The organism is Bacillus chungangensis, assembly GCF_030812995.1.
Classification (GTDB): domain Bacteria; phylum Bacillota; class Bacilli; order Bacillales; family Bacillaceae_C; genus Bacillus_CF; species Bacillus_CF chungangensis.
Genome location: NZ_JAUSTT010000013.1, coordinates 110,738 through 136,814, shown reverse-complemented (window position 1 = coordinate 136,814; position 26,077 = coordinate 110,738). Strand labels below are relative to the sequence as shown.

The 26,077-nt window shown below is 37.5% G+C and carries 24 protein-coding genes, 1 pseudogene and 1 riboswitch; of the genes and pseudogenes, 5 read left to right on the top strand and 20 right to left on the bottom strand.

The features are described from left to right. Positions 1-109 precede the first annotated feature (109 nt). The 6 genes from J2S08_RS12120 to J2S08_RS12095 form a co-directional block, all read right to left on the bottom strand. Positions 110-1,123, bottom strand: coding sequence for a TAXI family TRAP transporter solute-binding subunit (locus J2S08_RS12120; protein WP_307229838.1), 1,014 nt, complete (start codon positions 1,121-1,123; stop codon positions 110-112). 652 nt (positions 1,124-1,775) lie between these two features. After that, on the bottom strand, positions 1,776-2,597 hold the full coding sequence (locus J2S08_RS12115) for an ABC transporter ATP-binding protein (RefSeq protein WP_307229819.1): 822 nt from the start codon (positions 2,595-2,597) through the stop codon (positions 1,776-1,778). Beyond that, positions 2,594-3,595, bottom strand: coding sequence for a FecCD family ABC transporter permease (locus J2S08_RS12110; protein WP_307229817.1), 1,002 nt, complete (start codon positions 3,593-3,595; stop codon positions 2,594-2,596). Before J2S08_RS12110 ends, J2S08_RS12115 begins: the two co-directional genes overlap by 4 nt. Positions 3,596-3,608: 13 nt before the next feature. After that, positions 3,609-4,751 (bottom strand): ABC transporter substrate-binding protein, encoded by a 1,143-nt coding sequence (locus tag J2S08_RS12105; RefSeq protein ID WP_307229816.1) that lies wholly within the window; start codon positions 4,749-4,751, stop codon positions 3,609-3,611. After that, a complete protein-coding gene (locus tag J2S08_RS12100) occupies positions 4,748-5,350 on the bottom strand; it encodes a hypothetical protein (protein WP_307229815.1) in 603 nt (200 codons plus the stop codon). Before J2S08_RS12100 ends, J2S08_RS12105 begins: the two co-directional genes overlap by 4 nt. Then, positions 5,347-5,979, bottom strand: a complete 633-nt coding sequence (locus J2S08_RS12095) for a hypothetical protein (protein ID WP_307229813.1) — start codon at positions 5,977-5,979, stop codon at positions 5,347-5,349. The genes J2S08_RS12100 and J2S08_RS12095 overlap by 4 nt, the downstream gene beginning before the upstream one ends. A gap of 221 nt (positions 5,980-6,200) precedes the next feature. On the opposite strand from J2S08_RS12095, the gene J2S08_RS12090 reads away from it, so the two are divergent. Continuing rightward, complete coding sequence (locus tag J2S08_RS12090) at positions 6,201-6,836, top strand: hypothetical protein (RefSeq protein ID WP_307229811.1); 636 nt, start codon at positions 6,201-6,203, stop codon at positions 6,834-6,836. Beyond that, positions 6,833-7,444: a hypothetical protein gene (locus tag J2S08_RS12085; protein ID WP_307229809.1), complete on the top strand. Its 612-nt coding sequence runs from the start codon at positions 6,833-6,835 to the stop codon at positions 7,442-7,444. The genes J2S08_RS12090 and J2S08_RS12085 overlap by 4 nt, the downstream gene beginning before the upstream one ends. 280 nt (positions 7,445-7,724) lie before the next feature. Here J2S08_RS12085 and J2S08_RS12080 read toward each other — a convergent pair whose 3' ends face one another. Both J2S08_RS12080 and J2S08_RS12075 read right to left on the bottom strand, forming a co-directional pair. Continuing rightward, positions 7,725-7,922 (bottom strand): hypothetical protein, encoded by a 198-nt coding sequence (locus J2S08_RS12080; protein ID WP_307229808.1) that lies wholly within the window; start codon positions 7,920-7,922, stop codon positions 7,725-7,727. Between the two features lie 200 nt (positions 7,923-8,122). Further along, positions 8,123-8,884, bottom strand: coding sequence for a class I SAM-dependent methyltransferase (locus J2S08_RS12075; protein ID WP_307229806.1), 762 nt, complete (start codon positions 8,882-8,884; stop codon positions 8,123-8,125). A gap of 919 nt (positions 8,885-9,803) precedes the next feature. On the opposite strand from J2S08_RS12075, the gene J2S08_RS12070 reads away from it, so the two are divergent. Then, entirely contained in the window at positions 9,804-10,325 is a 522-nt protein-coding gene (locus J2S08_RS12070) for a GNAT family N-acetyltransferase (RefSeq protein ID WP_307229805.1), read from the top strand. A gap of 44 nt (positions 10,326-10,369) precedes the next feature. On the opposite strand, the gene J2S08_RS12065 is transcribed toward J2S08_RS12070, so the two are convergent. The 8 genes and pseudogenes from J2S08_RS12065 to J2S08_RS12030 form a co-directional block, all read right to left on the bottom strand. Then, positions 10,370-12,418, bottom strand: a complete 2,049-nt coding sequence (locus tag J2S08_RS12065; protein ID WP_307229803.1) for a serine hydrolase — start codon at positions 12,416-12,418, stop codon at positions 10,370-10,372. A gap of 257 nt (positions 12,419-12,675) precedes the next feature. Next, complete coding sequence (locus J2S08_RS12060; RefSeq protein ID WP_307229801.1) at positions 12,676-13,116, bottom strand: NUDIX hydrolase; 441 nt, start codon at positions 13,114-13,116, stop codon at positions 12,676-12,678. Between the two features lie 226 nt (positions 13,117-13,342). Then, positions 13,343-13,810 carry a 6,7-dimethyl-8-ribityllumazine synthase gene (ribH, locus tag J2S08_RS12055; RefSeq protein ID WP_307229799.1) on the bottom strand — a complete coding sequence of 156 codons (468 nt, stop codon included), beginning with the start codon at positions 13,808-13,810 and terminating at the stop codon, positions 13,343-13,345. A 37-nt stretch (positions 13,811-13,847) separates the two neighbouring features. Continuing rightward, on the bottom strand, positions 13,848-15,038 hold the full coding sequence (locus tag J2S08_RS12050; protein ID WP_307229797.1) for a bifunctional 3,4-dihydroxy-2-butanone-4-phosphate synthase/GTP cyclohydrolase II: 1,191 nt from the start codon (positions 15,036-15,038) through the stop codon (positions 13,848-13,850). Between the two features lie 47 nt (positions 15,039-15,085). Next, complete coding sequence (gene ribE, locus J2S08_RS12045) at positions 15,086-15,733, bottom strand: riboflavin synthase (protein ID WP_370875679.1); 648 nt, start codon at positions 15,731-15,733, stop codon at positions 15,086-15,088. Beyond that, positions 15,715-16,836: a bifunctional diaminohydroxyphosphoribosylaminopyrimidine deaminase/5-amino-6-(5-phosphoribosylamino)uracil reductase RibD gene (gene ribD / locus J2S08_RS12040; RefSeq protein WP_307229795.1), complete on the bottom strand. Its 1,122-nt coding sequence runs from the start codon at positions 16,834-16,836 to the stop codon at positions 15,715-15,717. Before ribD ends, ribE begins: the two co-directional genes overlap by 19 nt. Before the next feature lie 292 nt (positions 16,837-17,128). Continuing rightward, a riboswitch (FMN riboswitch) is annotated at positions 17,129-17,272 on the bottom strand. A 62-nt stretch (positions 17,273-17,334) separates the two neighbouring features. Beyond that, complete coding sequence (locus tag J2S08_RS12035; protein WP_307229834.1) at positions 17,335-17,553, bottom strand: copper amine oxidase N-terminal domain-containing protein; 219 nt, start codon at positions 17,551-17,553, stop codon at positions 17,335-17,337. A gap of 75 nt (positions 17,554-17,628) precedes the next feature. Beyond that, positions 17,629-18,174: pseudogene (locus J2S08_RS12030) on the bottom strand (N-acetylmuramoyl-L-alanine amidase family protein); the annotation flags it as partial. Between the two features lie 597 nt (positions 18,175-18,771). Between J2S08_RS12030 and J2S08_RS12025 the strand changes: the two are divergent. Next, positions 18,772-20,361 (top strand): long-chain-fatty-acid--CoA ligase, encoded by a 1,590-nt coding sequence (locus tag J2S08_RS12025; RefSeq protein WP_307229793.1) that lies wholly within the window; start codon positions 18,772-18,774, stop codon positions 20,359-20,361. Positions 20,362-20,580: 219 nt separating this feature from the next. Next, positions 20,581-20,973, top strand: a complete 393-nt coding sequence (locus tag J2S08_RS12020) for a hypothetical protein (protein ID WP_307229791.1) — start codon at positions 20,581-20,583, stop codon at positions 20,971-20,973. A gap of 470 nt (positions 20,974-21,443) precedes the next feature. On the opposite strand, the gene J2S08_RS12015 is transcribed toward J2S08_RS12020, so the two are convergent. The 4 genes from J2S08_RS12015 to J2S08_RS12000 all read right to left on the bottom strand — a co-directional run bounded on the left by J2S08_RS12015 (position 21,444) and on the right by J2S08_RS12000 (position 26,001). After that, on the bottom strand, positions 21,444-22,901 hold the full coding sequence (locus tag J2S08_RS12015; RefSeq protein ID WP_307229789.1) for an NAD(P)H-hydrate dehydratase: 1,458 nt from the start codon (positions 22,899-22,901) through the stop codon (positions 21,444-21,446). 25 nt (positions 22,902-22,926) lie between these two features. Then, positions 22,927-23,895: a DMT family transporter gene (locus J2S08_RS12010; protein ID WP_307229787.1), complete on the bottom strand. Its 969-nt coding sequence runs from the start codon at positions 23,893-23,895 to the stop codon at positions 22,927-22,929. 408 nt (positions 23,896-24,303) lie between these two features. Then, positions 24,304-25,041 (bottom strand): 2,3-diphosphoglycerate-dependent phosphoglycerate mutase, encoded by a 738-nt coding sequence (gene gpmA, locus J2S08_RS12005; RefSeq protein ID WP_307229785.1) that lies wholly within the window; start codon positions 25,039-25,041, stop codon positions 24,304-24,306. A 408-nt stretch (positions 25,042-25,449) separates the two neighbouring features. After that, positions 25,450-26,001 carry a class I SAM-dependent methyltransferase gene (locus tag J2S08_RS12000; protein WP_307229832.1) on the bottom strand — a complete coding sequence of 184 codons (552 nt, stop codon included), beginning with the start codon at positions 25,999-26,001 and terminating at the stop codon, positions 25,450-25,452. Between the last annotated feature and the right edge of the window lie 76 nt (positions 26,002-26,077).

Here is a 26,077-nt window from a genome sequence, read left to right as displayed (position 1 = left end):
ATGCAAAAGTTATCAAAGCCGGTGAAATTTTACTCGTCGTAAAATTTCACCGGCTTTTTCATGTCAGAGGTGGGTTTTGTCCCAACCTCTTTTTTTACATATTATGACCCTATTCCAATTTGATCCCTTTTTCATCAAAATATTTTTTTGCCCCTGGATGAAGCTCCATTCCTTTCAAACCTTCCAAAGCAGTTTCAGCGGATATAAGCTTGCCTTTTGAATGACCAATTTTGTCTGTATTTTCAAATAACGTTTTTGTCATTTTGTAAACAAGATCCTCTTCCAAATCATCACGAACAACTAACATCGCTTTTATTGCAACAGTTGTTATTTCTTCTTCGCTGCCATACGTACCAACTGGAATTGTGTCCTTAGCATAGTAAGGATATTTCTCTTCCAGTTCCGCAATTTTATCTTCTGTGATCGGTACAATGACGACTTTTTCCGTTGCCGATAACCCTTCAATTGCGCCAGTCGGTGTACCTGCCGTCACAAACGCTGCATCTATATGGCCATCTTGAATGCCGGTGGTCGACTCATCAAATGATAGATCTTGTTTTTTAATATCGTCCAACGTCAATCCGTGTACTTCTAATATTTGTTCAGCGTTCGCAGCGGTTCCTGATCCACCAGCACCTATAGAGACTGTTTTGCCTTTTAGGTCTTCAACAGATTTAATTCCTGATTTTTCAGTCGTTACAATTTGCACCGTTTCTGGATAAAGCGTTCCCATGGCTTTGAAGTTTGTAATCTTCTCTGGAAACATCATCTTGCCATCCAATGCATAAGAAGCAATATCCGTTTGGGTAAAAGCTACTTCTGCTTCTCCTTCTGATAGCGTTTGCATATTCTCAGCAGAAGCGCCAGTTACTTGTGCAGTTGCCTCCACACCATCAATTTCATCATTCCATTGTGCAGTGAACGTTCCCCCTAGTGGGTAATATGTACCACCTGTGCCACCAGTCAATAAACTAATAAACTCTTTTTTCCCGCTTGATTTTTTTCCTTCTGTATTCTCACCTTGTGCTCCATTTGTCGTATCTTTTGAGGTTCCACATGCTGTCAAAATAAGCGAAAGCGCTAACATTAGAATCGTTGCAATAAACAATCCTTTTCTTTTCATCATCTTTTATTTTTTCCCCCTTTTCACATTTTTACAAATACATTTCCCATTTTAACATAAATATCAATCTATTTGTCAATTATGTGAACATTATCACCTAGACAATGTTTTATTCTCTAGGAAATATGATGGACACGCCCGTATGGGGGAATGATGATATATTATCACGTACAACTGCGACCATGGCAAATGAAGGAAGCGGAACTGAATACATTGGTGTATTCAGTTCCAGAGAGCCTCAGCCTCGTATACAGACATCCAAAATTCTTTTTAGCAGTCTGCTATTTTTTCTTTGTAGATTTCTCTAAAAAAATGAATGAAACGATACTTGCCTCTCACTTGGGGAAGGAGGTAATCATTGTATAAAGTTTTTAAAATGCACAGAAAGTCCATTCAATACTTTTGAAGCAAAGATGGAGAAAAAAATTACTAGTTTACTAGGGATGCGTTTTGTAAATGAATAAAGAATTTAAACAATGAGCTTAATCCTAAAAAGTGGAATAAATCAATATTAGAAAAGCTTCCCGTATCGAAGTACCAATCGCCCACAAAGGAAGCTTTTTCATTAAAAAAATTTATAGAAAGCTGTTTTGTAATTTAGAAAAAAACACGGTCTAGTTATCATGACTGAACGTGTTTTTTTATAATATCCTCATCGACTGCTACATTCTGAACCTAATGCACGTGGTATCATCGTTTCAAGAAGGTAATCTTCCTCTTCAACGATTATTTTTTTCAATTCAATACCGAAAAATTCCTTCATTCTTAATTCTGTCATCACTTCCTGTACGTTCCCATAGACAATTCCTTTTTCTTTGGCTGTCATTAAGATGCGATCCGCTAGATAAAATGCATGATTAGGGTAATGAGTATTGATAATACAAGAAATACCGTGTTCCTTTGATAAACGTTTAATTGTTTGTAAAATCACCATTTGTTTTTGAATATCCAAATGCGACTCTGGTTCATCTAATATTAAAACTTCTGGCTCAGATACGAGCGTTCTTGCAATTAAAGCTAACTGCAACTCACCACCACTGATTTCATTACAAGATTTCTTAGCAAGATGCAAAATATCAATTATCTCAAGTGCTTTATGAGCAGCCTCTAAATCCTTTGCAGATGGCTGAGCTAACGTGCTAATATATGGTGCTCTTCCCATCATTACAAGCTCTTCTACAGTAAATCCAAAAACCATTTTATGGGCTTGTGGGACATAACCGACACGTTTCCATAGCTCTTTACGATTTAATGTTGCAAGTGGTTTGTCATCAATTAAAGTTTTTCCCTTTTTCCATTCAAAAAGCCCAGTTATACATTTTAACATCGTCGTTTTCCCTGCTCCGTTTGGACCTAGAATAGCCATTATTTTACCAGGTTCCAAGGAAAAATTGATGTCTTGTGCATATAAATTGGGGAACTTTTTTCGTCGACTTTCATAATAATAATTACCATCCACAACTTGAATTTTCATGCCCAGCCACCTCCTGAACGACGTAATAAATAAGCAAAGAATGGTGCACCAATAATGGCCGTTAAAATAGATAACGGTATTTCGGTTGCCGTTAATGAACGTGCTAAGTCATCTATAATTAACAAATAGATACTACCAATTGCAACGGATATCGGTAGCACGAATTGATTATTATTACCAACAAGCATTCGTGCTACATGCGGAATAATTAAACCAACCCAACCTACAATTCCAGCGACTGCTACGGATGCCGCTGTAATTAAAGTGGCACCTAAAATTACTAGCCATTTTAAACGTGTAACTGGAATTCCCATTGACTTCGCTTCATCTTCAGGTAATGTTAAAATATTTAATCGCCATCTTAATAAGTAAAGTACTAGAATTCCAATTAAAATTAGCGGCCCTCCAATATATAAATCCTTGTAGGTTGCTGTGCCAAGACTTCCCATTAACCAGTAAGTAATTGCAGGTAATTTTTCCTCTGGATCAGCCACAAATTTTGTTAAAGAAATTAATGCATTAAAGAGTGCGGATGTAACTATGCCTGCTAACACAAACATAAAAATAGGCGCATTCTTCTTTGCACCAGCGATTAAATAAGTAAAACCAATTGCCCCTAATCCAAAGAGAAGTGCTAATAGTTGCGCAGAAAGATTTTGTCCAAATAATAATATACCAAGCGATGCTCCAAATCCTGCACCGGCAGAGACCCCTAAAATATCAGGAGATACTAGTGGATTGCCAAACATGCCCTGGAAACCTGCTCCGGCAATAGACAAACCTCCACCAATTAATAATGCTAGTAAAATTCGAGGTAAACGAATATTCAATACTACCGTTTCTTCCATCTGTGTCCATGTTTGTTCAACAGGTAGTACTTGAGAAGTTAGAATTTTAATAATGTGTTCGAGGCTAACTTCGAATCGTCCAACACCTAGAGAAACGATTGCTACCAAAATTGGTAGCAACCATAAAAATACAATTTTCCATTTCTTCATTTATTAATCATCCTTAGTATTTTGCTGCATCTGAAGAAGGATTTAAAATAGAATTAATTTCCTTATCAGAGATATCGAATTCATAAAAATTTTTGTAGTATGCCTTAATCTCCTCTTCTATCTTATAATCAAATAATGCGGGATGATTTTTTTGTGCCAGCCATTTTAACATTAATGGTGCATCACCACTTGGTGGGAACCAGCGATAAATACCTAAAGGGATTTTATAGACTTTGCCTTCTTGAACAGCTTTTACCTGACTCCAATCCTGCCCATTTACCTTATTTTTAAGTAAGTCCTCTGGCTGTGTTTCAGTAAAGTTGGTGATATAAATAATATCAGGATTCCAAGCATAAATTTGCTCCATGTTTACTTCTTTTCTTCCATTTACATCATTTTCAGCAACGTCTATAGCTCCAGTTGCATTGAGCCATTGATTACCAAAGAAGTTTTTACCACCAACAGTAATTGATTTATCATTATGCATATGTAAAATCATTGCTCGTGGCTTATCTTGAGTAGCTACATCTTTTAATTTATCATCAAGCTCAGCCTGTACTTTTTTTCCCTCTTCTAAGAATCGGTCAGCACGGTCAGTTGTTCCTGTTATTTGACTTGTTAAAGTTAACCAACTATTGAATGTTGCTAGAGGCTCAGCTGCTGCTGCATCAATAGCTTTTACAGCAACAACAGGAATACCGGCTTCAGTTATTTTGTTAATCGAATTCTCGTCTGTGGCAATTTCTACATATAACTGAGGATTTATTTTCATTAATTCTTCTACATTCACTTCCCCATTTTGTACAAAAGATGTATTTGCTTTTAAAACATCTGGCGAAATTTTGGCTAAAATTGAATTTTTCGCAGCATTAAATGAATTTGGGTGCATACCAACAATTTCTTTTGTTGAGTTTGTAGCGACGTACCATGTTGAAAAATAGGGTAATATCCCACCTGTAACAACGCGTTCGATGCTGCCTGGCACAGTTACTTCTCGTCCAAGCTGATCCGTAACAACTTTTTCCTCTACAGTAGTTTGAACTTCTGATTTAGAAGATTCAGCAGAAGGTTTAGATACTGATTCCCCTTCTTGGCTGCCACAAGCCGTAAGCATTGCCGTTAATGCTAATGTTGCTAAATAACCATATTTTTTCATTGTTTTTCTTCCTCTCTTAACCATTTTGCTATCCCATGTAAAAAGGGCTTAGACTGATCGATAAAACCAAGTCCAATATGGAACATTGGATCGAGCGTAGTAACAACAAGCTCGCCATTAAAACTTACGTTGTCGATATAAAATAATGATCGACCACCTGGAATATCAAGTAATGATTGAGCACCATTTGGTGGTAAAAACGAACCATGATAATGCCACTTCATATCTCGAAGCGTGATATATTTAAATAATGGGTGTGTCGTGTTTTGCTCATTCATTGGAAGATCATCACCGTCACGTACCCACCAGCTAAAATTTACTTCCGAATCCTCCCAATCGATTGTAGGAAACCAGTTATCTAAAATCTCACCAAATATCATTAGTCGCTTTCCTGATTCTAAAAATGTGATAAGTTGTGACTGATAACGCTTCAAATGTGTAATATCTAAGCGACACGATAATATCAAGGTGTCATAATCCGCTAAATTATATAGATGTAATTCACGAATATGTAAAATATCATCATATAAATAATGAAATTCCTGCTCTGCTAAAAAGCGATTTTGAAAAGGTAATCTATTTGTCACGATTCCAATCATTGTGTCTCCACCCCATACATTTGATTACGTTCATACTCTTCTCGAATGCATGACAGCATTTGCAAACTTAGATGACGAGATGAATTATCTTCATTAATAAAAACCCGGTAGATATCGGTTCCAGCGCCCGCAAAAATTGTGCCGTTTGTCGAATGCCGATCAACATAAATGATGGTCGCCCCACTCTGATCTGTTACTAGCACTTCTGCATGTAATGGAATTTTTTCAAAATATCCACGTGAAAAGAAACCCCTAACCCCTTTACGGTAGTTCAAGTCATATGCATCAATCCCTGCAAATAACGGATGGATAGGTTCTTTAATAATGATTTCACGGTCTTTTAGTGGAATCGGTGATCGTTTCCAATCTGGCACCCCCACTAGCCAAGGTAGTGAAGTCTCAGTTAACGAAAAAATAACGCCACCCTGATTCAAATATTGATCTAAAATGGTTTTATACTCTAATAAAAAATGTTCCTCCACTAAATTTGTAATGATTAAACCTGCATAAGCACGTAAATCTGTATACGGTAAATCATATAAATATAAGAATGTTAAACCACGCCGTCGATCCTCGGCAGTCAGTCTGGAAAATTGAATATCAATACCCACATAAGCTATTGGCTTCAAATCGCACTCTACCTTCTTCCATTAATAATGATTATCATTTGCGTTTAAATACATATTATAGTATATTGATAGTGATTATCAGTGTCAAACCAATTTTATGCAATTTCTTATATTTACAGGTTTTTAAGTCTAATTAATGACATATTCCTGTTTTATGTAGTACGAAAAATATTTTTCTAATATCGTTTAACATCGAACTATTATTAACTGGAGGAATTACTATGAATGCACCAATGACCCTATTAAAGTTAGATCCCGGACATGCTTTCGGGGTAAATGGTCGTATGCAAAAAGACACGGCAAACGAAGCAAAAATAATTGATCAATATGATTTTGCACACGAGAATTTAGAAAAAGTCGATGTTATCATTATTCCGAATTTTATTGATCAAGAATTTTTGTACAATCAACGTGAGAAGATTGCTGCTTTTTTAGAAGAGAAAAAAATCGTGGTGTATTGTGGCCATTTATTTCGTGAATGGCTGCCAGGTTGTGGTCCATTCATGCCTCAGCTTATTCGTAATTATAAAGATTATGAGGTTTTTCCTACTGCAAATTCAGCTATCTTTAAAGGTGTAACTACCGAAGACATGACATTTAAAAAAGGAGTTGCAGGCTTTTTTGCACGCGGTTTTCACTATGCACCAGACAATGCAGAGATATTGCTTACCTTTGCAAATGGTAGACCCGTTACATATGTAGATCGTACTACAACAAAAGGCACTATTTTAGTTCATGCAGGACGTGATTTGCTAGGCTATGCTGATGAAAACAAATCAACAGATCTAATTCGACCACAATTTTTAGCATGGTTGGAAACAGAAGTACAATCATTAAAGGAGAACTCAGGGCAATGAGAAAAATCGGTGTTATATATAGTGGTAATGAATCACATTATCGTACATTCCATGAACCAAAATTTAATCCGTATATTAAAAAATTAATTTATCATCCAAATTTCCTCGAAACGGACATTGACGACTTAGATGTACTTATTGTTCCCTCCCAGTTAAACAACAAACTTTTACTTGCTAGTGTTACAAAAATACACTCGTTTGCTGAGAAAGGTGGAATTGTAGTAGTATTTGGGCCACAGCCATGGAATTGGCTACCTGCACAACAGTGGGAAGAGCGACCAACAAATTTTTGGTGGTGGCTAGAAAAAGATGCTTCAAGTGGTTTAGTCTTACAAAAACCAACACATCCCCTGTTTAACGGTTATTTAACACTTGCAGATTGTACATGGCACCAACATGGCGTTTTCTGGCCTCCTGAGAATGCAGATATTTTAGTAGCAACGGAAGATGGTGGTGCAGTTTTATACATTGATACTACTTCTACTGGCGGAACATGGATCATTACAACATTAGACCCAGATTTCCATTTCGGCTCTTATTTTATGCCTGCCACTGAACGATTCTTGGAGGGCTTCTTCCCATACTTGGCTTATGGAAAACTTTTATAAATTTTTTATATAAGAATAAATGCTTTATTTAGAAGATACGTGAATAATTCAAATTGATATTTGGATAAAGTAAGAAAGGTTTCATTTATTTCCAATGAGTAAACCCGTAAATGCAATGGTCATTCGAAAATGTTGCGGTTATTTTCGTTCTGCAACTGTCCAACAAGTTCAGGCTAAATGATGTGCACCCAAGGGATGTAAGTATTGGTTATTCCAATAATATTAAAAAAACCAGGTACTCACTTTTTAGAGTCCTGGTTTATAGTAATTAGATAATCAACTATTTCAAAATAAAATTTGCGATCATTTTATTTCCAACTAAAACGACGATCGTATTAGCTCTCACTTCTTCATGTGGCTCATCCAACCACTCATTTAATTGTTTGATAGACTTTTTTTGTCCAACACGATCAAGATCAACATTTCGATTGATTAATGCAGCGAGCTGAACAACATCTTCCGCTAGCAAAAAACGCATTTATATCGTTGAAGTCATAGGATCCCATGCTCCTTTCGAGATTAAAATATGGAACAAAATACCTTTTGGTTTACCTTCCTTATGTCTTAAACAATACGAGCTAAAATGAAACATCGTAAAACCAATTAATGGAAGTTATATTTAAACTGGCCATTCCACTCCCAATCTCTCACAGCCTATACTTTGAAATGACAATCATCTTATTGTGGAGTAGCCACTAAAAGAAATCGATGTTGCTTCACATCAATAAATCCATTCTTTTCAATCATTTGATGAACTTGAAATAATTGATCACGATAGGCTGATACTGAAAAATCTTCAATTTGCCATGGGATTGCTTTTAAATAATAGATCAAAGCACCAACGTCAAAAAAACGTTGTGTTGGAAATGCTTCGTCTGTTTCCAAGATGTTAAAACCATTATCCTTTAATTTTCTGGCAGCATTTTCGAGATTCCAATCCAAATATTCCTGCTGAATAGGTGCTTGTAAGATCTCGTTTATTTCAAGACAATCGAACCCTCCGACTTGTTGCGTTAAAAACATTCCTCCGGACTTCAGTATTCTGAATATTTCTTTTTCACTGTATGATTCGTGTTTATTGATAATCAAATCAAACTGATGATTTGAAAAGGGCAAAGAATCATCATCTTTGAATGATTTCACCTTTACCCCTAATGGTTCCAAGGTTTGTTGGGCTATTTTAATATTAGGTTCATATCCTTCTGTTGCATACGTTTTGGCTGGAAATGGGCGCAATTTTGAAAGTAACTCTCCTCCCCCTGTTCCCATATCCAGCATTGTTTCCGCACTTTTCATCATTGGCAGCACTTTTGAACAGTAGGACCATGGCAACAAGCTATTTTGTACTCTACCCGTACTTCCAATAAAAGAAAAATCCCAGCCAGAAAACGGTTCGTCTTCTTGTTTTAAGAACATATCAAATAGTTCCGTAGTTTTCATTGATTGTTCCTCCTCGTTGATTGATTTTAAGATAATAGAATCATACAGCTGACTTTTGTAATACGATACGTAGATATATACGTTCAATGATTCTTATCTGATTTTACTAACCACATCAATGGAGGAGGACGAGCGAATAATGGATAATAATTTTTTTATGTTTCATGTTCTTTAGAAATCATTTTCTCACCTCTCTAAAAATAAAGTGAAACTTCCATCAGTGGAGGTTTTCTATCATCCCCCACTGATGGTTAGTTGAACCAATCGGACATTTGACTTTCAGTTATCCCCCACCTAGACTTCTTGATTACTCTAACTCTTGAGGTGTGGGTCTTACTGCCAGTTAGATGTGGGATAAAATAAATGAAAGACTGACAGTAAGACTACTACCTCCAGCGTTAGAACATTTTAACTAGCACATGGTCACTTATTGTCTCATTTTTTCAAACTATGTTAATATTAGCATAAAAAATCAGAAGTGACATTTATCAATCAATCTTAGTGTGTACTTATAGCAGGATGTGCTGCAAAATGAGCAATGATGCAGAAAAAAGAGTCTTTTTTAAAAAAAGGATGAATATGGCCATTATATCGTTTATCCTAATTTCAAAGATTATAAGATACTCCTTGTTCCAGTACAGCATTCAAAGTATGATAGTAAAAAATAATATTGTCGTATATTCGATTCACAAAGGATAACAATGCGTCAGTCCATTTGTTGATTAAAAAAAGCAATATAAAGAGGAAACGGATTTCTACAGTATAATATGGGCAATACGAGGACTAACCTTCACTTAGTGTTACCTATAGCAACTTTTCAAATCAACTTCAATCTGAAAGTAAACGGAATCAACGTTTCCCAATAACTGCCGATTTATTAGAAGAAGACAATCTTAACCCTTAAACTGGAGAAAAAAACATGAAAACAATTACTTTAGTCACCCCCTCTATCCAATACAAACAACCGTATATTGAAATGCTGAAAGAGTGGAAAGCATCAGGAGAAAAGTTGGTCCCTTTTGTGCTTAACTTAGAGACAAATAATTTTGAAACAATGATTGAAGAAATTCATGGCTATACTGAAGGTAAAAACATTCCAGCGTCATTCGTTCCCCATTCTACATATTGGGCAGTAGATAATGATGGAAAGATTGTTGGCGCCGTGAATATTCGTCATCGGCTCAATGCGTTTCTATTAGAAAGAGGCGGACATATCGGCTATGGCGTACGAACTAGCGAAAGACAGAAAGGCTATGCTTCCGAAATCCTTCGCCTCTCGCTCCTAAAAGTAAAAGCGCTAGGCATAAGAAAAGCACTGGTCACATGTGATAAGCATAACTTCCCTTCTGCTAAAACGATCATGAAAAATGGCGGGGTCCTTGATTCAGAATTTCAAGAGGAAAACGGAAATGTTGTTCAAAGATATTGGATTTTTCTTTGAAGCGACAAACATCCCAAACCTGAACGGAATGGGATGTTTGCATTTTATTGAAGTTTAGGTTGCGTTTTTGTCAGCAGCTTGTAGAGTAATGCCGCTTCTTCTTGGTGTGTCAATGGTTGTTTAGACAGAAAATCAATAGATCCATCTTGTGCAGGTGGCTGTACTTCTGGACCGTAATAACCGAATGCAACCATCATTTGCACAGCAGGAATTGCCCACTCATCTGTTTCGCCTGCCAACTTGACATCGGAATACATTTCAGACGGTATCATGGCGGAAACTACACGCCATATCATTGCTGCCGCTTCTTGTCGAGATATCGCGCGATCTGGGTAAAAGAAACCATCCTTATTTTCTATTAAACCAATCTCTAAAGCGCCTTGAATCGCTGAAGCAGCCGGATGGCCTTTGACATCTTCAAACTGAACAGGCTGCTCGCTTTTTGGCCAGCCAAAAGTATGGAGTAGATCCTCAACGTATTCGGCTCTTGTTATCGAACGCTCTGGTTCAAATGCTATCGTATGATCATTTTCAAATATGCCAATAGACTGCAAGCCTAATATAAACTCAGCATATGGGTGCTTTGAATCAATATCTTTAAAACCAACAGGCAACTGCCCTTTTTGTCCATATCCTAATGGGTTTAAGTAAGGTTCTTTTAGATACATAATAGAACCGTCCTCTCCCCTTTTAAAAGCAGTTAACTGTTTGTTTTCATCCATGAACAAATCAGGGCCGACCTGAACAAGAGATCGTTTGCCAAGAAGTGAATCTGAAACCGTCAAATTTCCCTCCTCTTGTTCAACAGTTGTAACCATACTTTTCGCTCTTAAATCGACATATAGGCCATTATATTTGCTCAATTCTTCAGCAGTATCTGGTTCAAATGCTTCAAATTCTACCGGTTCCATGTACTGTGGGAAGAAATACGTCATAAAAGCAGGGTATAGCAAATTGCGCAGAGCTCCCATATTATTATAAGTGATGAATACACCAGTATTTTCTTCGGGAATTAGCCATAGATAAGAACTATTTCCAGGCATATCTCCACCCTTTGTAATCACATTACTACTGCTGCCGGTGCCAGGGATCTGAAGCGGTGCTTCAAAACCGTAAGTTGTATCAGGCAGTAAAGGATGCATGTTAGATCGATATACAGTCATAGCTTTTGTCGAATCTTGTGATAAAATTTGAGTAGATTCTATACTTCCTCCGTTTAGGAAAGCTATCATAAACTTGGCGATATCCTCTGCAGTAGACAACATGCCTCCTTGCGGCATGACCGTAGGAGTTAACGTATACATCTCAAGCGGTTCTCCATTTCCTTCATAACCGACAGCAAGATTCTCTTTCAATCTATCATCTAATAAAAAGCTGCTATTCTTCATGTTAAGTGGGTTAAAAACATGTTGTTCCATGTAAGTTTGAAAAGGAATACCGCTTACTTTCTCTACTATTAGTCCTTGCAGCATAGAAGCAAAATTGTCATACATATAAGAAGTCCCTGGTTCACGGACAACTGGCGGCATATTTTCCCGCACATAATCTTCTATTTCAACGAATTGATCAAAATCATGATGAATATCTGTTGGCTTTGGATCGCGAATTTGAAACCCAGTTGTATGTGTCAGCAAATGTTCTACCGTTACTGGTTTTTTAAACGGATTATCATAAGTAATATCTCCTAAATAGGTAGCAATATCGTCCTGTAGATCTATTTTCCCCTGCTCCACTAGCTGCATCACAGCAGTAGCAGTGAAAACTTTTGAAACAGAAGCTAGACGAAATACGCTCTTGGAAGGATCAACCGTTTCCTTTTTAGCTGCATCTGCATAGCCGTATCCTTTTTGCAAGATCGTTTTGCCATCTTTGACAACAACAATAGCAGCGCCAGTATAGTATTGCTTTACATCAGGATCAGAAAAAAATTCATCCAAAAATGTTTCTGCGTTCTCCGCAGTCAGGTCAGCATGTTGTGGTGTCTCAGCAGAAATGTCTGGAGCAGCTGCTGCAGGTACAGGTGATATGACCGTAAGTGCAAGCAAAACGATTACAAGCAGTTGCGGCAATCGCCATTTCGAAAATGATTTCATATATTATTCTCCTTTTCGTTATGTATTTTTCATCAAACAATTTCTAATAAAGAGTTTCTGTAACATCTCCTTTAAAATGAGGTCTACAAAGCGAGAAAATGATAGAAAAATAATCTTGGAAAAACATGCTTCCATAACCAATTATATGACTATCAAACTTTTAAAACAATGTCAAGAATATGTCAAATTTTTCATGATTAAAGTCAAAAAATATAAAAAAGGGAGCTGGATTAATAGCCCCCTTTTTCACGTCAACTTCACGACAGCTTCATCAATATTTTTTTTATTAAAGGACTTGTACGTTCAGGGAATTCATTTGTAGAGAAAAATTTAACATCGATACTTTCAACTCCATCTGCCTGCAGCTTTCCACCTATAATATCTTTTGTAACATAAGCAATTGTGACGGGATAGAATTCATCTCCATTTGCAAGCTTGACAAAATATTTTTTTCCTGAAAAAACATCCACCAGCTCTAATGCACCGACTTTAATCCCGGTTTCTTCGTAAACCTCTCTTCGTGCCGTCTCTTCTGCTGACTCCCCTAATTCCATTACTCCTCCCGGAAGACTCCAAATACCTTCTGGTCTTTGCTGTAATAAATATTGATTTTTATCGTTTATGACAAGTGCTACTGCCCCAGGCAAAATGAGTGGCTGATTGCCGATCAACTTTCTTAATTGTTCAATATAGCCCATAGTTGCCTCCATTAATAACATTTTTATTACATACTCAACTTAAAAACATTCTTTCTATCATCTTATGGTTTTCATTTGGCCTAGTGCAAAATATGAAGAAGATTGAACAATTTGCCATGGTCATAAACCATCTAGTCATATACTATTATATAAGAGGTTTACGAAGAGTAAAATTCCTCCAACCTGAGTGCTTTCTCCTGTGCTTACAGTGTGTTTACATCCTTGTTTATACTTTCATCTCCCGATAAAGGTTAGCCATTTCAATTGCACTTACTGCAGCTTCCCAGCCTTTATTACCTGCTTTCGTTCCTGCACGTTCAATTGCCTGTTCAATCGTATCGGTTGTGAGTACACCGAATATAATAGGAATTCCTGACTGCATGGAAGCATTAGCTATCCCTTTTGCAGTTTCATTACTGACATAATCAAAGTGCGGTGTAGCACCGCGGATGACCGTTCCTAAAGTGATGATTGCATCATACGTCTTTATCTCTGCCATTTTTTTAGCAGTTAGTGGAATTTCAAATGCTCCGGGCACCCATGTCACTGTCACATTATCTTCAGCAACACCGTGCCGCTTTAATCCATCGAGTGTACCATTTAAGAGCCTGTCAGTAATAAATTCATTAAATCTTGCCACAACAATTCCTATTTTTAAGCCTGTTCCAATTAGTTTTCCTTCATATTTAAGCATTCCATTTTCTCTCCTTCTTTTTGCAATGAAGCGATTTTCACGTTAATAAATGCCCCAATTTATCTTTCTTCGTCTGTAAATAAAACTCGTTGTCTTTTTTCGCTGGCAATTGCAGTGGAACTCGTTCTACTATTTCTAAACCATTACCGTTAAGTCCAGCAATTTTACGGGGATTATTCGTCAAAAGCCGTATTTTCCCAACGCCTAAATCATTTAATATTTGAGCACTTATTCCGTATTCTCGCAGATCAGCAGCAAATCCTAATTTTTCATTTGCTTCTACCGTGTCATACCCTTCTTCTTGAAGTTTATAAGCTTTTAATTTATTCATAAGCCCAATACCTCTGCCTTCCTGGCGCATATATAAAAGAATGCCTGTACCAGCGGCTTCAATTTGTTTAAGCGCTGCGGAAAGCTGGGGGCCACAATCGCATCGGGTTGATCGGAACACATCACCTGTCAAGCATTCTGAATGCACCCGTACAAGGACTGGCGATTCTCGTGTTATATTTCCTTTTACAAGTGCTATATGCTCCTTTTCATCTACAGCATTTGTATATGCAAATGCTTTAAACACGCCATATTCTGTTGGCAGTGAAATATCAATTTCACGATGAATGAGCTTTTCCTTGCAACGTCGATAAGCAATCAACTCTTGAATAGAAATCATCACTAACTGGAATCGTTCTGCTATTTTTATTAAATCAGGAACACGAGCCATCGTCCCATCCTCTTTTAATATTTCACAAATAACTCCCGCTGGTACCGCACCGCATAGGCTTGCTAAATCGACAGCAGCTTCTGTATGTCCCGCTCTCGTTAAAACCCCGCCTTCTTTTGCAATTAATGGGAAAATATGTCCTGGTTTTTTAAAGTCGCTTGGCATTGCATTTCGTTTCATCATTTGTAAAACCGTTTCAGATCGTTCAAAGGCACTAATGCCTGTTTTTGTAGACATATGGTCGATACTGACAGTAAATGCTGTACCTAATGTATCTGTATTCTCATTTGTCATCGGCATCAGGTCTAATTGTTTCGCTTTTTCTTTCGTAATCGGAGTACAAACAAGCCCTCTGCCTTCCTTCACCATAAAATTAATGACTTCTGGTGTTGCTTTCTCCGCTAATGCAACAAAATCTCCTTCATTTTCACGATTTTCATCATCCACCACAATGATGACTCTGCCTGCTCGCAAAGCTGTTAATGCTTGTTCAATTGTTCCAAACATCCTTTCACCTCATTTGCTATTTTTTGTTTAGATGTTGCAACTAAAATTTAGCGAGATAAAAAACCACTTTCCTCCAATAATTGTGTCATTCCTTTTTCTGCTTTCTGCTGCGGTTTAATAAATTGCTGTACATATTTCATTAATAGATCACACTCTATATTAACGAGCTCACCAACATTTTTAGCTGCTAAAATAGTTGCATTCTGTGTATGCGGGATGAGAGAAATCGTGATTGTGCTTTTCACCACATGAAAAATCGTTAAAGATGTACCATCAACTGCAATCGAGCCTTTTACAAGCAAAAAGGATTCATATGCCTCTGGAACTTCAATCGTCATATAAAGTGCATTTTCCCTATATTCTTTCTTTTTAATAACGGCAACGGCATCAATATGTCCGCTGACAAAATGTCCTCCAAACCGGCCATTTGCTGCTATTGCTCGTTCTAATTGCACCGCTGAGCCGACTACAAGCTGTCGCAATGAAGTCGTATTAAAGGTTTCGGGCATCACATCGACATCAAACGTGTTTGCTGTTAATTTCGTAACAGTGAGACAGGCGCCATTAACGGCAATACTATCGCCAAGCGCTGTATCTTCTAATACCTTCTTAGCTTGGATCGTTAAAGCTAGTGATGTTGTCTGTTTTTTAATTTTTGCAACGTGGCCGATTTCTTCTATGATTCCTGTAAACAGCTGTCTTCACCTCCAACCTTTACTGGTTCAGCAATGATTTTAATATCAGGACCTATCATTCCCACTGATTTAAAATGAAGGGATCTCCCGTCTGCAATTTGATGTTTATCAATGCCTGCAAATGATGGGTACGATTGTCTTCCTCCCAGCAAGATAGGTGCCACATAAAAAATCAGCTCTTGAAAGCAACCGGCATCTAAAAAAGAACCGAGAACGGTTGATCCACCTTCGACCAACAAAGAAGTAATCTCTAGTTTGCCAAGCCATACAAGCAGAGAACTAAGGTTGATCTGGTCATTAGACATTTTTTTCACTTTTATACCTAATTGTGTTAATGCCAATTGCTTTTCTTCTGGCGCATTGGACCCGCAAACAATCCATGTCGCTGCTTTCTGGTCTGTTACAACATGCGAATCTAAAGGTATTCGCAAATTCGTGTCGAGCACGATTCGAATGGGATTTTTTCCACCTCGGGGCAGTCTGGTGGTAAGACGTGGGTTATCTTGCATAATTGTGTTGATGCCTACAAGAATAGCATCATGCTGATGGCGATATAGATGTACATCTAATCGAGTTTGCTTCGATGTAATCCATTTACTGTCACCTGTATAAGAAGCAGTTTTCCCATCGATTGTGACAGCAGTTTTAAGTGTGACATAAGGTTTCTTCGTTTTCATATAATGCATAAAATACTTGTTTAATCGCAGCGATTCTGCTTGACAGATTCCTAGTTCAACTGGGATTCCAGCCTGTTGAAGCTTAGCAAGACCATTTCCTGCAACAAGCGGATTAGGATCAAGTGCAGCGATATAAACTCTCCCTACTTTTTGATTAATCAATAGATCTGCACACGGCGGCGTTCTGCCTTGATGAGCGCACGGTTCTAATGTGATATAGACATCCGCCCCTTTAGCAAGCTCGCCTGCTTGGACAAGTGCATGAACTTCTGCATGTTCCTTTCCCGTCTGCAAATGAGCACCTAATCCAACGATAACACCATTTTTAACAATAACACAGCCAACTGCTGGATTAGGGCTCGTCTGACCAAGCGCCATTTCTGCCATTCCGAGTGCTAACTTCATATAATACTCTGCTGAAGCCATACGTTCCTCCCTTTTTTGAAAGAGTCAATAAAAATCCTTAGTTTAAGAGCGATAAATAGTTAGTTAAACGAAGAATAAGTTACATCCACACAAAAACCCCGAGATTATATCACGGGGCTTCTATCATCAGCACGAATAAAGGAATCTCTCGTACTCGAGGATTCTCTATATAATTGCAAGACAAATAAAAGGATTATCGTTTCATATCAACTACTAGCATGCTTGCATCAAAAAAAAATGAAACTTAAAACAAGATCGCACTAGTAAAAAAACTTGCAAAACGAGTCATCCTGTTTTCCTTCTCCCATCCAGACTTTCACTGTCGGCTTTGGAATTTCACCAAATCCACCGCCTCAATTAATGAGTCGGGTCACGGACTAAGAGATTGCATCTCATCACCGCCGGTCGGGATTTTCACCCAGCCCCGAAGGAAAAACTATTCGATTATTTTCAGTTTAACATAATTAAATTAGGTTGCAATAGCGATCAGCTCTATTTTTATTTACTTACTGTAACCGTATTGGTTTTATCATTCCAACTTACCTTTAAACTTAACCGCTCAGAAATCTCGCGGACTGGCAAATAAACTCGATGATTGATAAGCTTTCCATCTATTTTTTGATTGTTTAGGTATGCTGATTTACCATCCCAATGAACGGTTGCTCCTACTAGCTCGCCAAACTCACGAACTGGTACATAAGAAATACTATCGATCAACAGACCTTGTATACTTTGATCGTGATAAATGATTGTAACCTCCTCTTGCTGTGATTGTTTTGGATTCCCTCCAATTTTCTTTTGGAGACCAAGCGCCCTAGCCAAGCCATTGACATGGCCACGAGCAGCATTGTCTAGCCACGTACTATTTTTCATTAAGGCTGCATCACTAGCATTATCAACAAACCCATTCTCTGTTAAAAGCGCGTCCATTTTAGATTCACGTAACACATGGAAGTTTGCTTTTTTCTTGCCGCGATTTCTCATCCCAATCAGTTTAACAATCTCTTCATGGATGACATTTCGTAATTGAGCGGTCTTCGAGTTGTCAGAAAGTTTATCATATATATAATCCTCGTAGCCGGTTCCTCCACCTGAATTGATATGAATAGAGAGGAAAAAGTCTGCTCCCCAAGCGTTTGCCATATCTGTGCGCTGTTTTAGCGATAGTGTTTGATCGCCTGTACGACTCATTTTAACCGATACATTTTGGTATTCGCTTTGCAACATATCACGAACACGATTAGCGATTTGGAGTGTCACATTTTTTTCTTGCAGTCCATTTCCAATTGCTCCTGAGTCAGTGCCCCCGTGTCCAGCATCGATAAATATTTTCACCATTTACTAAATCATCCCCTTTCTTATGCTTGTTTTTGTCATAATCAAGTAAGAAAATAACTAAGGATATATGGTCAATACTATATTCTTCGTAATACTTTTTTTATTTCTGAATTTAGCTACATCATGATGGAATGATAAAGATGTAAGATGTCAAAAATCTCAAAAAACTGACATCTTCTTATAATATACAAATTTTTTACTACTTAAGGAACGGCAGTGCTCCTATGATATTGTTCTATTTTTAAAAAAAGAAAGGGCATATTTTCAAAAGTACGTAAACTCGCTTTGACCCGAATTCTATTTTTACCTATCGAAGTCTCTTAAGGGGGTAAAGTTAGGAGAGAATCCTAACTTTTTAATTTGAAAATTACTCATTTCATTATGGTGATAGACTTCCTACACTGTTTTATCTCGTACTTTTTAGTTTTACACCCTTTTCTCATGGAGTATGCTTCTTATTAATTCGAATGATTCGGCTATAAAAAAACGACTTAATATTCCCATTATTTATAGAAAGCGGTTACATATTAGCGTTTCTCATGCTATTATATTCCATATAGTTGAATATTTATAAAATTCTTAAAAGGTGGAGATAGCATGTATGTTCCTCTTGTTTTAACCCAATTCCTCGATCGAGCTGTTAAGTTGTATGGAACAAAAACCGCTGTGATTGATGATAATAGGATTGTTTCCTATGCTGATTTACATGACCGGGTTAACCGTCTTGCCAATGGTTTAAACAGTCTAGATATTCAAAAAGGAGACAGGATAGCCTATCTTGCGCCTAATACAATGGAAATGTTGGAAGGTTTTTATGGTGTTTTTCAATTAGGTGCTGTTATGGTGCCATTGAATGTCCGCCTAATGCCTGAAGACTATCTATTTATTTTAAACCATAGTGAAAGCAGTTTACTTTTCGTAGATTATGAATTGTATTCATTCATTCAACCAATCCGGCAGCAATTAAAGACTGTTCGAAAAATTATTGTTCATGGCGGAAATAAAATCGATCTCTATAACAATGATATTGATTATGAATCATGGCTTTCAACATTTTCTCATCATTTATTTTCACGTACAGAGTTGGATGAAACAGACTTAGCTACACTCCTTTACACGAGCGGAACAACAGGAGATCCAAAAGGAGTGATGCTTTCACATCGCAGCAACTATTTACATGCTCTTTGGACAATGCATCATTTACATGTAAGTGATCGAGATGTTTTGCTGCACATCCTTCCTATGTTTCACGTAAATGGCTGGGGCTCACCATTTTACTATACAGCAAATGGTGCAACTCACGTGACATTAAGGAAAGTAAAGCCGGAAACCATTTTCGATAAAATTCAACAGCATGATGTCTCCATTATGCATATGGCGCCTACCGTGCTTAATGCGTTGCTTCAATATCATGATCAACATCAACTAAATCTTAAACAGAAGATTCGAGTCGTTATCGCTGGTTCAGCACCGCCGCCGTCTTTTGTTTCAAGGGTGGAAAAGGATCTTGGATGGGAATTTATTCAAGTATATGGAATGACCGAAACATCGCCGTTATTTACGACATCACAAATCCGAGTTCATCATCAACATTTACCAGAAAAAATCCAATATGAGATAAAGGCAAAAGCAGGCTATCCTATGATTGGCTGCGAAGTAAAAGTTGTCACTGAAAATGGGGAAGAAGTGAAGCCTGATGGCAAAGAAATCGGAGAAATTATCACGCGCCATAACGGTGTAATGGATGGCTACTGGAAAAATAAAGACGCTACAATGGCAGCAATTCGCAATGGCTGGATGTATACTGGCGATATGGGAACAATTGATGAATATGGAAATATCGAAATCGTAGACCGAAAAAAAGACATTATTATTAGTGGTGGAGAAAACATTTCCTCGATTGAAGTGGAAGGGATTCTATACGAACATCCTGCGGTAATGGAAGCGGCTATCGTTGCTATCCCTCATGAAAAGTGGGGCGAAACTCCCCATGCAATTGTTGTAGTGTCAGAAGGTAAATCAGTAACTGAGGAAGAACTTATTCAATTTACGAGGGAACGTGTTGCTCATTTCAAAGCACCGACGTCAGTAAGTTTTGTAGATGAATTACCAAAAACCGCTTCAGGAAAAATTCAAAAAGTCCAATTACGCAATCAATTTTGGGAAAGTACGCGAAAAATTAATTAACTGATTGCTGTCAGAAAATATCTTCAACTCTGAACGGTTAACTTCAGCAATTCGACTCCCACTTATGTTAACTTTTTTAAGTGGGAGTCTTCTCTATAAAGATTGTTATACAAATTAAGCGTAAGTTCGTATATAATAAAAGCTAGAGTGAAAATGAACAAGCCCTAAGTTCATCTTCATTTTTATACATCAGCAAACAATGAGGAGGTGAAAGCAACAATGAATGAAGTAATGTTCCAAAAATTGTTCCAACAGATACAGACCCTTGAAAAAAATATGAAGCAGGAACTCAATAGCATCGAAGAGAAAATGGAGACAAAACTTCGAAATATCGAAGTGAATATGGCTACGAAACAGGAACTTCTAAGCATCGAAGAAAATATGGCTACGAAACAGGAACTTCAAAGCATCGAAGAGAATATGGCTACGAAACAGGAACTTCAAAGTATCGAAGAGAAATTAAATGTTATATATAAACAAGTAGCTGAAAACACTGAACAAATAAATGAACTAACCTCAAGTCAAAAACGTCAAGAAAAATCTCTGCAAATTTTAGCACTGCGTTCTATTGAACAAGAAGGTGTCATACGTGAATTAAAGTATGCGAAGTAAAAACGTGGGATCGTTCGTTGTTTTCGAAGCTATGTACACAATGACAGTAAAAAAACTGAAGTTACCATCTACAGCTTAAAATCCGACAACTAGTAAGGACCTTATCATCGGATACTTCTACATTTTATTTTCCATTTTTAGAATTTTTAGAGGATAAAAAACCTATTCTCCTTTTACCTCCTGCTGTCGCTAATGCTTTACTAAATTGATCTTCTAAATGAACCATTCCATCTACTTTAGAAGCTAATCAGAAACATAGTTTAAATCGTAATAAACTAACCTTTAGTACAGTGAGAGACCATCAGTAAGGGAATGATCCTTACTGATGGCTATGATTCCAAACGTGCAATGCATGAAGTTATTACAGTATGAGAGAATAACGTGAACTACTCACCCACTTTCATTGGGCTATGCCCTTCTTAGAAATGGGAGAATTCTTTTCGAAAATCCAGTTATAATATTCTTGACCACTAAATACGATTTAGGACTGCTGGCAATAAACGTTCCATATCACTTGCTACCATGCTAGCATCGCTGGCATGTGCAGTATACTCATCTCCACATAAACCATGAATAAACACAGCATTGGCTATTGCTGATCGTGGACAATGGTGGGTTGCTAGCATAGCAACAATCATTCCCAACAACACATCTCCGCTTCCTCCCTTAGCTAAGGCTGAATTTCCGGTCGGATTGACGATAATCTCGCCATCAGGAAAGGCAATGACAGTATACTGGCCTTTTAGAACGACAATCACCTGCTCCCTTTTTGCAAACTGTTTTGCCAATTCTATACGATTTTCAGCTATTTCTTGAATGGATACACCTGTCAAGCGACTAAACTCTCCTGGGTGAGGAGTAAGAACAATTGGCGCCTTTCGTTGGAGTGAGCTGCTTGTTTTCCATGCCTTCTCAAGCAGCGCACCAGCATCGATTACAAGTGGAATATTGTGTTCTAGCAATACAGACAATGCCTGATTGATATTTGTTTTATCCTGAAGTCCGGGGCCAATTCCAACAGCTGCTAGCTTATTTGGAACCTTCCCTTTTGCTACCTTCTCTAAACCATCAAAAAGATAAGTTGCTTCTGGAATACGCCCAGCAATAATGGCGCCACAATATGCACTTGTCCCAATCATTAACTTTCCAATTCCTGAACGAAGAGCACCGATTCCACTTAATATTGCACTGCCAGGCATTTCATCACTTCCTGCTATAATCAAGCCTGTACCAAATGTTCCTTTATGAGAAGCAGCTGTTCGCCTTGGCCATGCGTTCTGCACCTTTTCTAACGTCCATACATGCGCATTGCCCGTCTGTGGAATTCCAATATCTATAACACTTGTCTGACCAAAATAAACACTAGATGGCAGCAAAAAAGCAGCAGGCTTTGCACCATGTAAAAAAAATGTTGCATCTGCTTTAAATGCTGTCTCTACTTTTCCATTATCAGCCTGCACACCGGTTGGTAGGTCAACGGCAATCCGTCTCGCCTTTTTTCCATTTGCCCATACAATTACTTTTCGAATCTCCTCTTTTAAAGGAAGCTTCATGCCAACACCTAACAAACTATCAACAATCACATCATAATGTTCCTCGGGATTCCACACAGATAAAGAAAAACCGTGCTGTTTATAGAGCGACAAATGTTGTTTCGCAGCTTCTGTTTTCGGCGGTCCAATAGGAAAAACTAAACTAACATCATAGCCATTTATTTGTAAATAGCGCGCCAACACAACACCGTCTCCACCATTATTTCCTCTGCCGGCTAATACGAGTATTTTCTCTTCTTTATGAATATAGGATAGGAGTGTTTGATACAATCCCTTCCCTGCATTTTCCATTAATGAAAAATAGGAGAGTCCATTCATCATAGCAATTTCATCAATTTTTTTTATTTCCGCTTGCTGATAAATATACATTGTCATCCACTCTTTCTTCTTATCTACATCTTTACAAATCAAGATGGCGCCTAAAAGTGAGTTTTTTTACTCTCGACACATAACTATGCAACATCATTCCGATAATAACTAAGCTGATTCCCACCCAAGAAAACGTAGTTGGAAACGGGGCATGAAGCACGAGCATTTCACCAGCTAGAGTGAAAAGAATTTCTATCGATTGAGTTGCTTCTACAGCTGCTAATTGCTGCATATTGTCTTTTACCAATTCCGTTGCTTGAAAAAACAATACCGTTGCAATAACACCTGAGGTAATAGCGACAAGTAAAGATTGAAAGATTTGATTACCACTCGGAAATCCTACTGTTACAACACCATAAAAGGAAAGTAAGAGCCAAAACGGAATGCTTGCTAGCGTCATCCCTAATACACGTTGATATACATCCAACTTGCCTTTGCAGAGCTGCATCATTTTTCGATTTCCAAGCGGATATGCAAAAGAAGCAAGGAGAACAGGGAAAACACTGAGCAATGCATACTTGATTGATAATTGCTTTGCCTGTTCCAGTTGCAGCAAAAGTACTCCAAGTAAAATAAGCATAGAAAATAGTAAGCCGCGAAGAGGTATTTTCCCCCTTATTTTACGGAAACCATTCTTCGTTGGCACGGATTCATAAAAAAGAGGCGCCAATAACGAACCAGAGATAATGGTTACTTGCCATGTTCCTGCAATCAGCCAGCCTCGACCATATGCCGCCGCAAAACTTAATGGTGCATAAAAAAGCCCAAAGCCAATGAAACTCCACAATATCCATGTGGCCGGATGCTGCTTCATTGCTTTTACAAGTGGGGTGACATTTTTTCTTGCCGCTACAATGATAAACAAAAAAGGAATCATAAAAAAATAACGAAGCGAAGCACTCCAAATCCAGCTTCCGCCTGCAAGCTCCATAGAACGATTTAAAATAAAGGTAAATGCAAAAAAGAAAGCAGCACAAATTCCTAATATGATTGGACGCAAAACACCCCCCACCTTTACAATAAAATAAAATCATACTTTTAAATGGGGGTTTCTATCATCCCCCTACGTATTAGAGGACCTTAAGATAAACATACAACGTCCTCAAAAAAGAAAGCCACTTTTTCTTTATGTGAAGCATTGCTGTCGAAGTGTATTGAATTTAACTTACGTCTTGTTCTACATTAGACGAATCATTGAAAACTTATCATGTTCGTCGACGAAGTTCCTAACACTTTTGTGACTAACATTTAATAAAGGAAGGCACTTCTCTTCGTAGGATGTTGATTGCTAATAAAACTATCCATATTTCTGCCATCAAATGAATGACAGATTTATCATAAAAGCGAGATGTGAGAAAACGTTTTTAACGTTCAACACACTTCCCGCCTTTATTTTAGCATACTGTATTCATTTACCTTGGTTTGCAACCTGTGTCATTTTCTGTTGAATTGCCGCTTCGTCTCCTAAATAATACTTTTTAACTGGTTGCAATATTTCATTTAATTCATAGACTAAAGGAACACCTGTAGGAATATTAAGTTCCAAAATTGCTTCGCTGCTCATGTTTTCTAAATATTTTACCAGCGCTCGCAAGCTATTGCCGTGAGCAACAATTACGACCTTTTTTCCTTTTTGGAGAAGGGGAACAATGTCATTTTTCCAACAAGGAACAACTCTCGCTATCGTATCTTTTAAGCTTTCTCCTAATGGCAGCTCTTCATCCTTCAACTGCTTGTACCTCGGGTCATTCCCAGGATATCTTTCATCATCCTTATTTAATGGAGTAGGAGGAACATCATAGCTTCTTCGCCAAATCTTTACTTGTTCCTCACCATATTGCTTTGCAGTTTCAGTTTTATTCAATCCTTGCAGTGCTCCGTAATGCCTTTCATTTAGCTTCCATGTCTTATGAACAGGAATCCATAATAAATCCATTTCATCTAGCACATAATACAATGTTTTATTTGCTCTTTTCAATACAGAAGTAAATGCTGCATCAAATGCATAACCAGCTTCCTTTAAGATTTTCCCTGCTACTTTTGCTTCTTCTATCCCTTTATCTGTTAAATCTACATCTGTCCACCCAGTAAATCGATTTTCTAAGTTCCATTGACTTTCACCATGCCTTATTAGGACAAGCTTCATTTCCTTTCCATCTCCTTTATTTGTTAAAGTGATGACGATAAATACCGAGCATTAAAATTGCATTAAAGAAATAATGTTTCCTTAACGAAATAATAACGTATCTGATCACTAAACTGCAAGAAAGTCGGAGTAATGTTAAACAACAAAAATTGCAACACTAATGGAAAAAATAAAGCAAACATTAAAAAAGTCGACAATCTAAACAAATGCAACAATGATAAAGTGAAACTTCCATCAGTGGGGGTTTTTTCTTATCCCCCACTGATGGTTAGTTGAACCAATCGGACATTTGACTTTCAGTTATCCCCCACCTAGCGCTTCTGATTCCTTCTTACTCTTGAGGTGGGGGTATTACTGCCAGTTAGATGTGGGATAAATCGATTTTAATGACTAATGTGGAAGTATCTCTTATTTCTCACATATAAACACATATGCAGGTGGAATATTCAACCAAATTTTTCTACATTTCGTTTTTGTGAAAACCGCTTGAAAGAATGCCTTTTTCACAAGTGAATATTGAAATGTAATAAATTTACCTAATAATACATTCTTTATATTTGTAAGAATTCGAGAAGAGACTTCACTTGGGAGGGAAGTAAAGGGCAAACCAGAAATAATGCAATCAACAGATTTAATATGCAGCTCTTCTAATAATGCTTGCAAATTTTCAGCAGAACCTTCAATCACATGAACGTTTGGTTCATTTGCATATTCTCTCTGTAAATCTTTAGCGAAAATTTCGTTAATCTCTACTAAAATAACTTGTGTTTCGCTCTTTTTATTCTTCATCATTTCTTTTGTAAAAACCCCAGTGCCAGGGCCAAGTTCTACGATACATTTTGCAGTTTGAAAATCGATTTGGCTAACCATTTCTTTTGCTAATTTTGGCGAGCTTGGAGCAATTGCTCCAGTATATCGTGGATGTTTAATAAATTCTTTTAAAAACATAACTAGTTGAATAAAAATCACCCTCTATGTATAGTAGTAAGTCTCATTGCTGTTATCGGTTGATTTATATATATAGGCATTGATCTTC

Excerpts from the sequence above, each read along its gene's own strand:
- J2S08_RS12120 (WP_307229838.1), bottom strand. The coding sequence starts at position 1,123 with ATGAAAAGAAAAGGATTGTTTATTGCAACGATTCTAATGTTAGCGCTT.
- J2S08_RS12115 (WP_307229819.1), bottom strand. The coding sequence starts at position 2,597 with ATGAAAATTCAAGTTGTGGATGGTAATTATTATTATGAAAGTCGACGA.
- J2S08_RS12110 (WP_307229817.1), bottom strand. The coding sequence starts at position 3,595 with ATGAAGAAATGGAAAATTGTATTTTTATGGTTGCTACCAATTTTGGTA.
- J2S08_RS12105 (WP_307229816.1), bottom strand. The coding sequence starts at position 4,751 with ATGAAAAAATATGGTTATTTAGCAACATTAGCATTAACGGCAATGCTT.
- J2S08_RS12100 (WP_307229815.1), bottom strand. The coding sequence starts at position 5,350 with ATGATTGGAATCGTGACAAATAGATTACCTTTTCAAAATCGCTTTTTA.
- J2S08_RS12090 (WP_307229811.1), top strand. The coding sequence starts at position 6,201 with ATGAATGCACCAATGACCCTATTAAAGTTAGATCCCGGACATGCTTTC.
- J2S08_RS12085 (WP_307229809.1), top strand. The coding sequence starts at position 6,833 with ATGAGAAAAATCGGTGTTATATATAGTGGTAATGAATCACATTATCGT.
- J2S08_RS12080 (WP_307229808.1), bottom strand. The coding sequence starts at position 7,922 with ATGCGTTTTTTGCTAGCGGAAGATGTTGTTCAGCTCGCTGCATTAATC.
- J2S08_RS12075 (WP_307229806.1), bottom strand. The coding sequence starts at position 8,884 with ATGAAAACTACGGAACTATTTGATATGTTCTTAAAACAAGAAGACGAA.
- J2S08_RS12070 (WP_307229805.1), top strand. The coding sequence starts at position 9,804 with ATGAAAACAATTACTTTAGTCACCCCCTCTATCCAATACAAACAACCG.
- J2S08_RS12065 (WP_307229803.1), bottom strand. The coding sequence starts at position 12,418 with ATGAAATCATTTTCGAAATGGCGATTGCCGCAACTGCTTGTAATCGTT.
- J2S08_RS12060 (WP_307229801.1), bottom strand. The coding sequence starts at position 13,116 with ATGGGCTATATTGAACAATTAAGAAAGTTGATCGGCAATCAGCCACTC.
- ribH (WP_307229799.1), bottom strand. The coding sequence starts at position 13,810 with ATGCTTAAATATGAAGGAAAACTAATTGGAACAGGCTTAAAAATAGGA.
- J2S08_RS12050 (WP_307229797.1), bottom strand. The coding sequence starts at position 15,038 with ATGTTTGGAACAATTGAACAAGCATTAACAGCTTTGCGAGCAGGCAGA.
- ribD (WP_307229795.1), bottom strand. The coding sequence starts at position 16,836 with ATGGCTTCAGCAGAGTATTATATGAAGTTAGCACTCGGAATGGCAGAA.
- J2S08_RS12025 (WP_307229793.1), top strand. The coding sequence starts at position 18,772 with ATGTATGTTCCTCTTGTTTTAACCCAATTCCTCGATCGAGCTGTTAAG.
- J2S08_RS12020 (WP_307229791.1), top strand. The coding sequence starts at position 20,581 with ATGAATGAAGTAATGTTCCAAAAATTGTTCCAACAGATACAGACCCTT.
- J2S08_RS12015 (WP_307229789.1), bottom strand. The coding sequence starts at position 22,901 with ATGACAATGTATATTTATCAGCAAGCGGAAATAAAAAAAATTGATGAA.
- gpmA (WP_307229785.1), bottom strand. The coding sequence starts at position 25,041 with ATGAAGCTTGTCCTAATAAGGCATGGTGAAAGTCAATGGAACTTAGAA.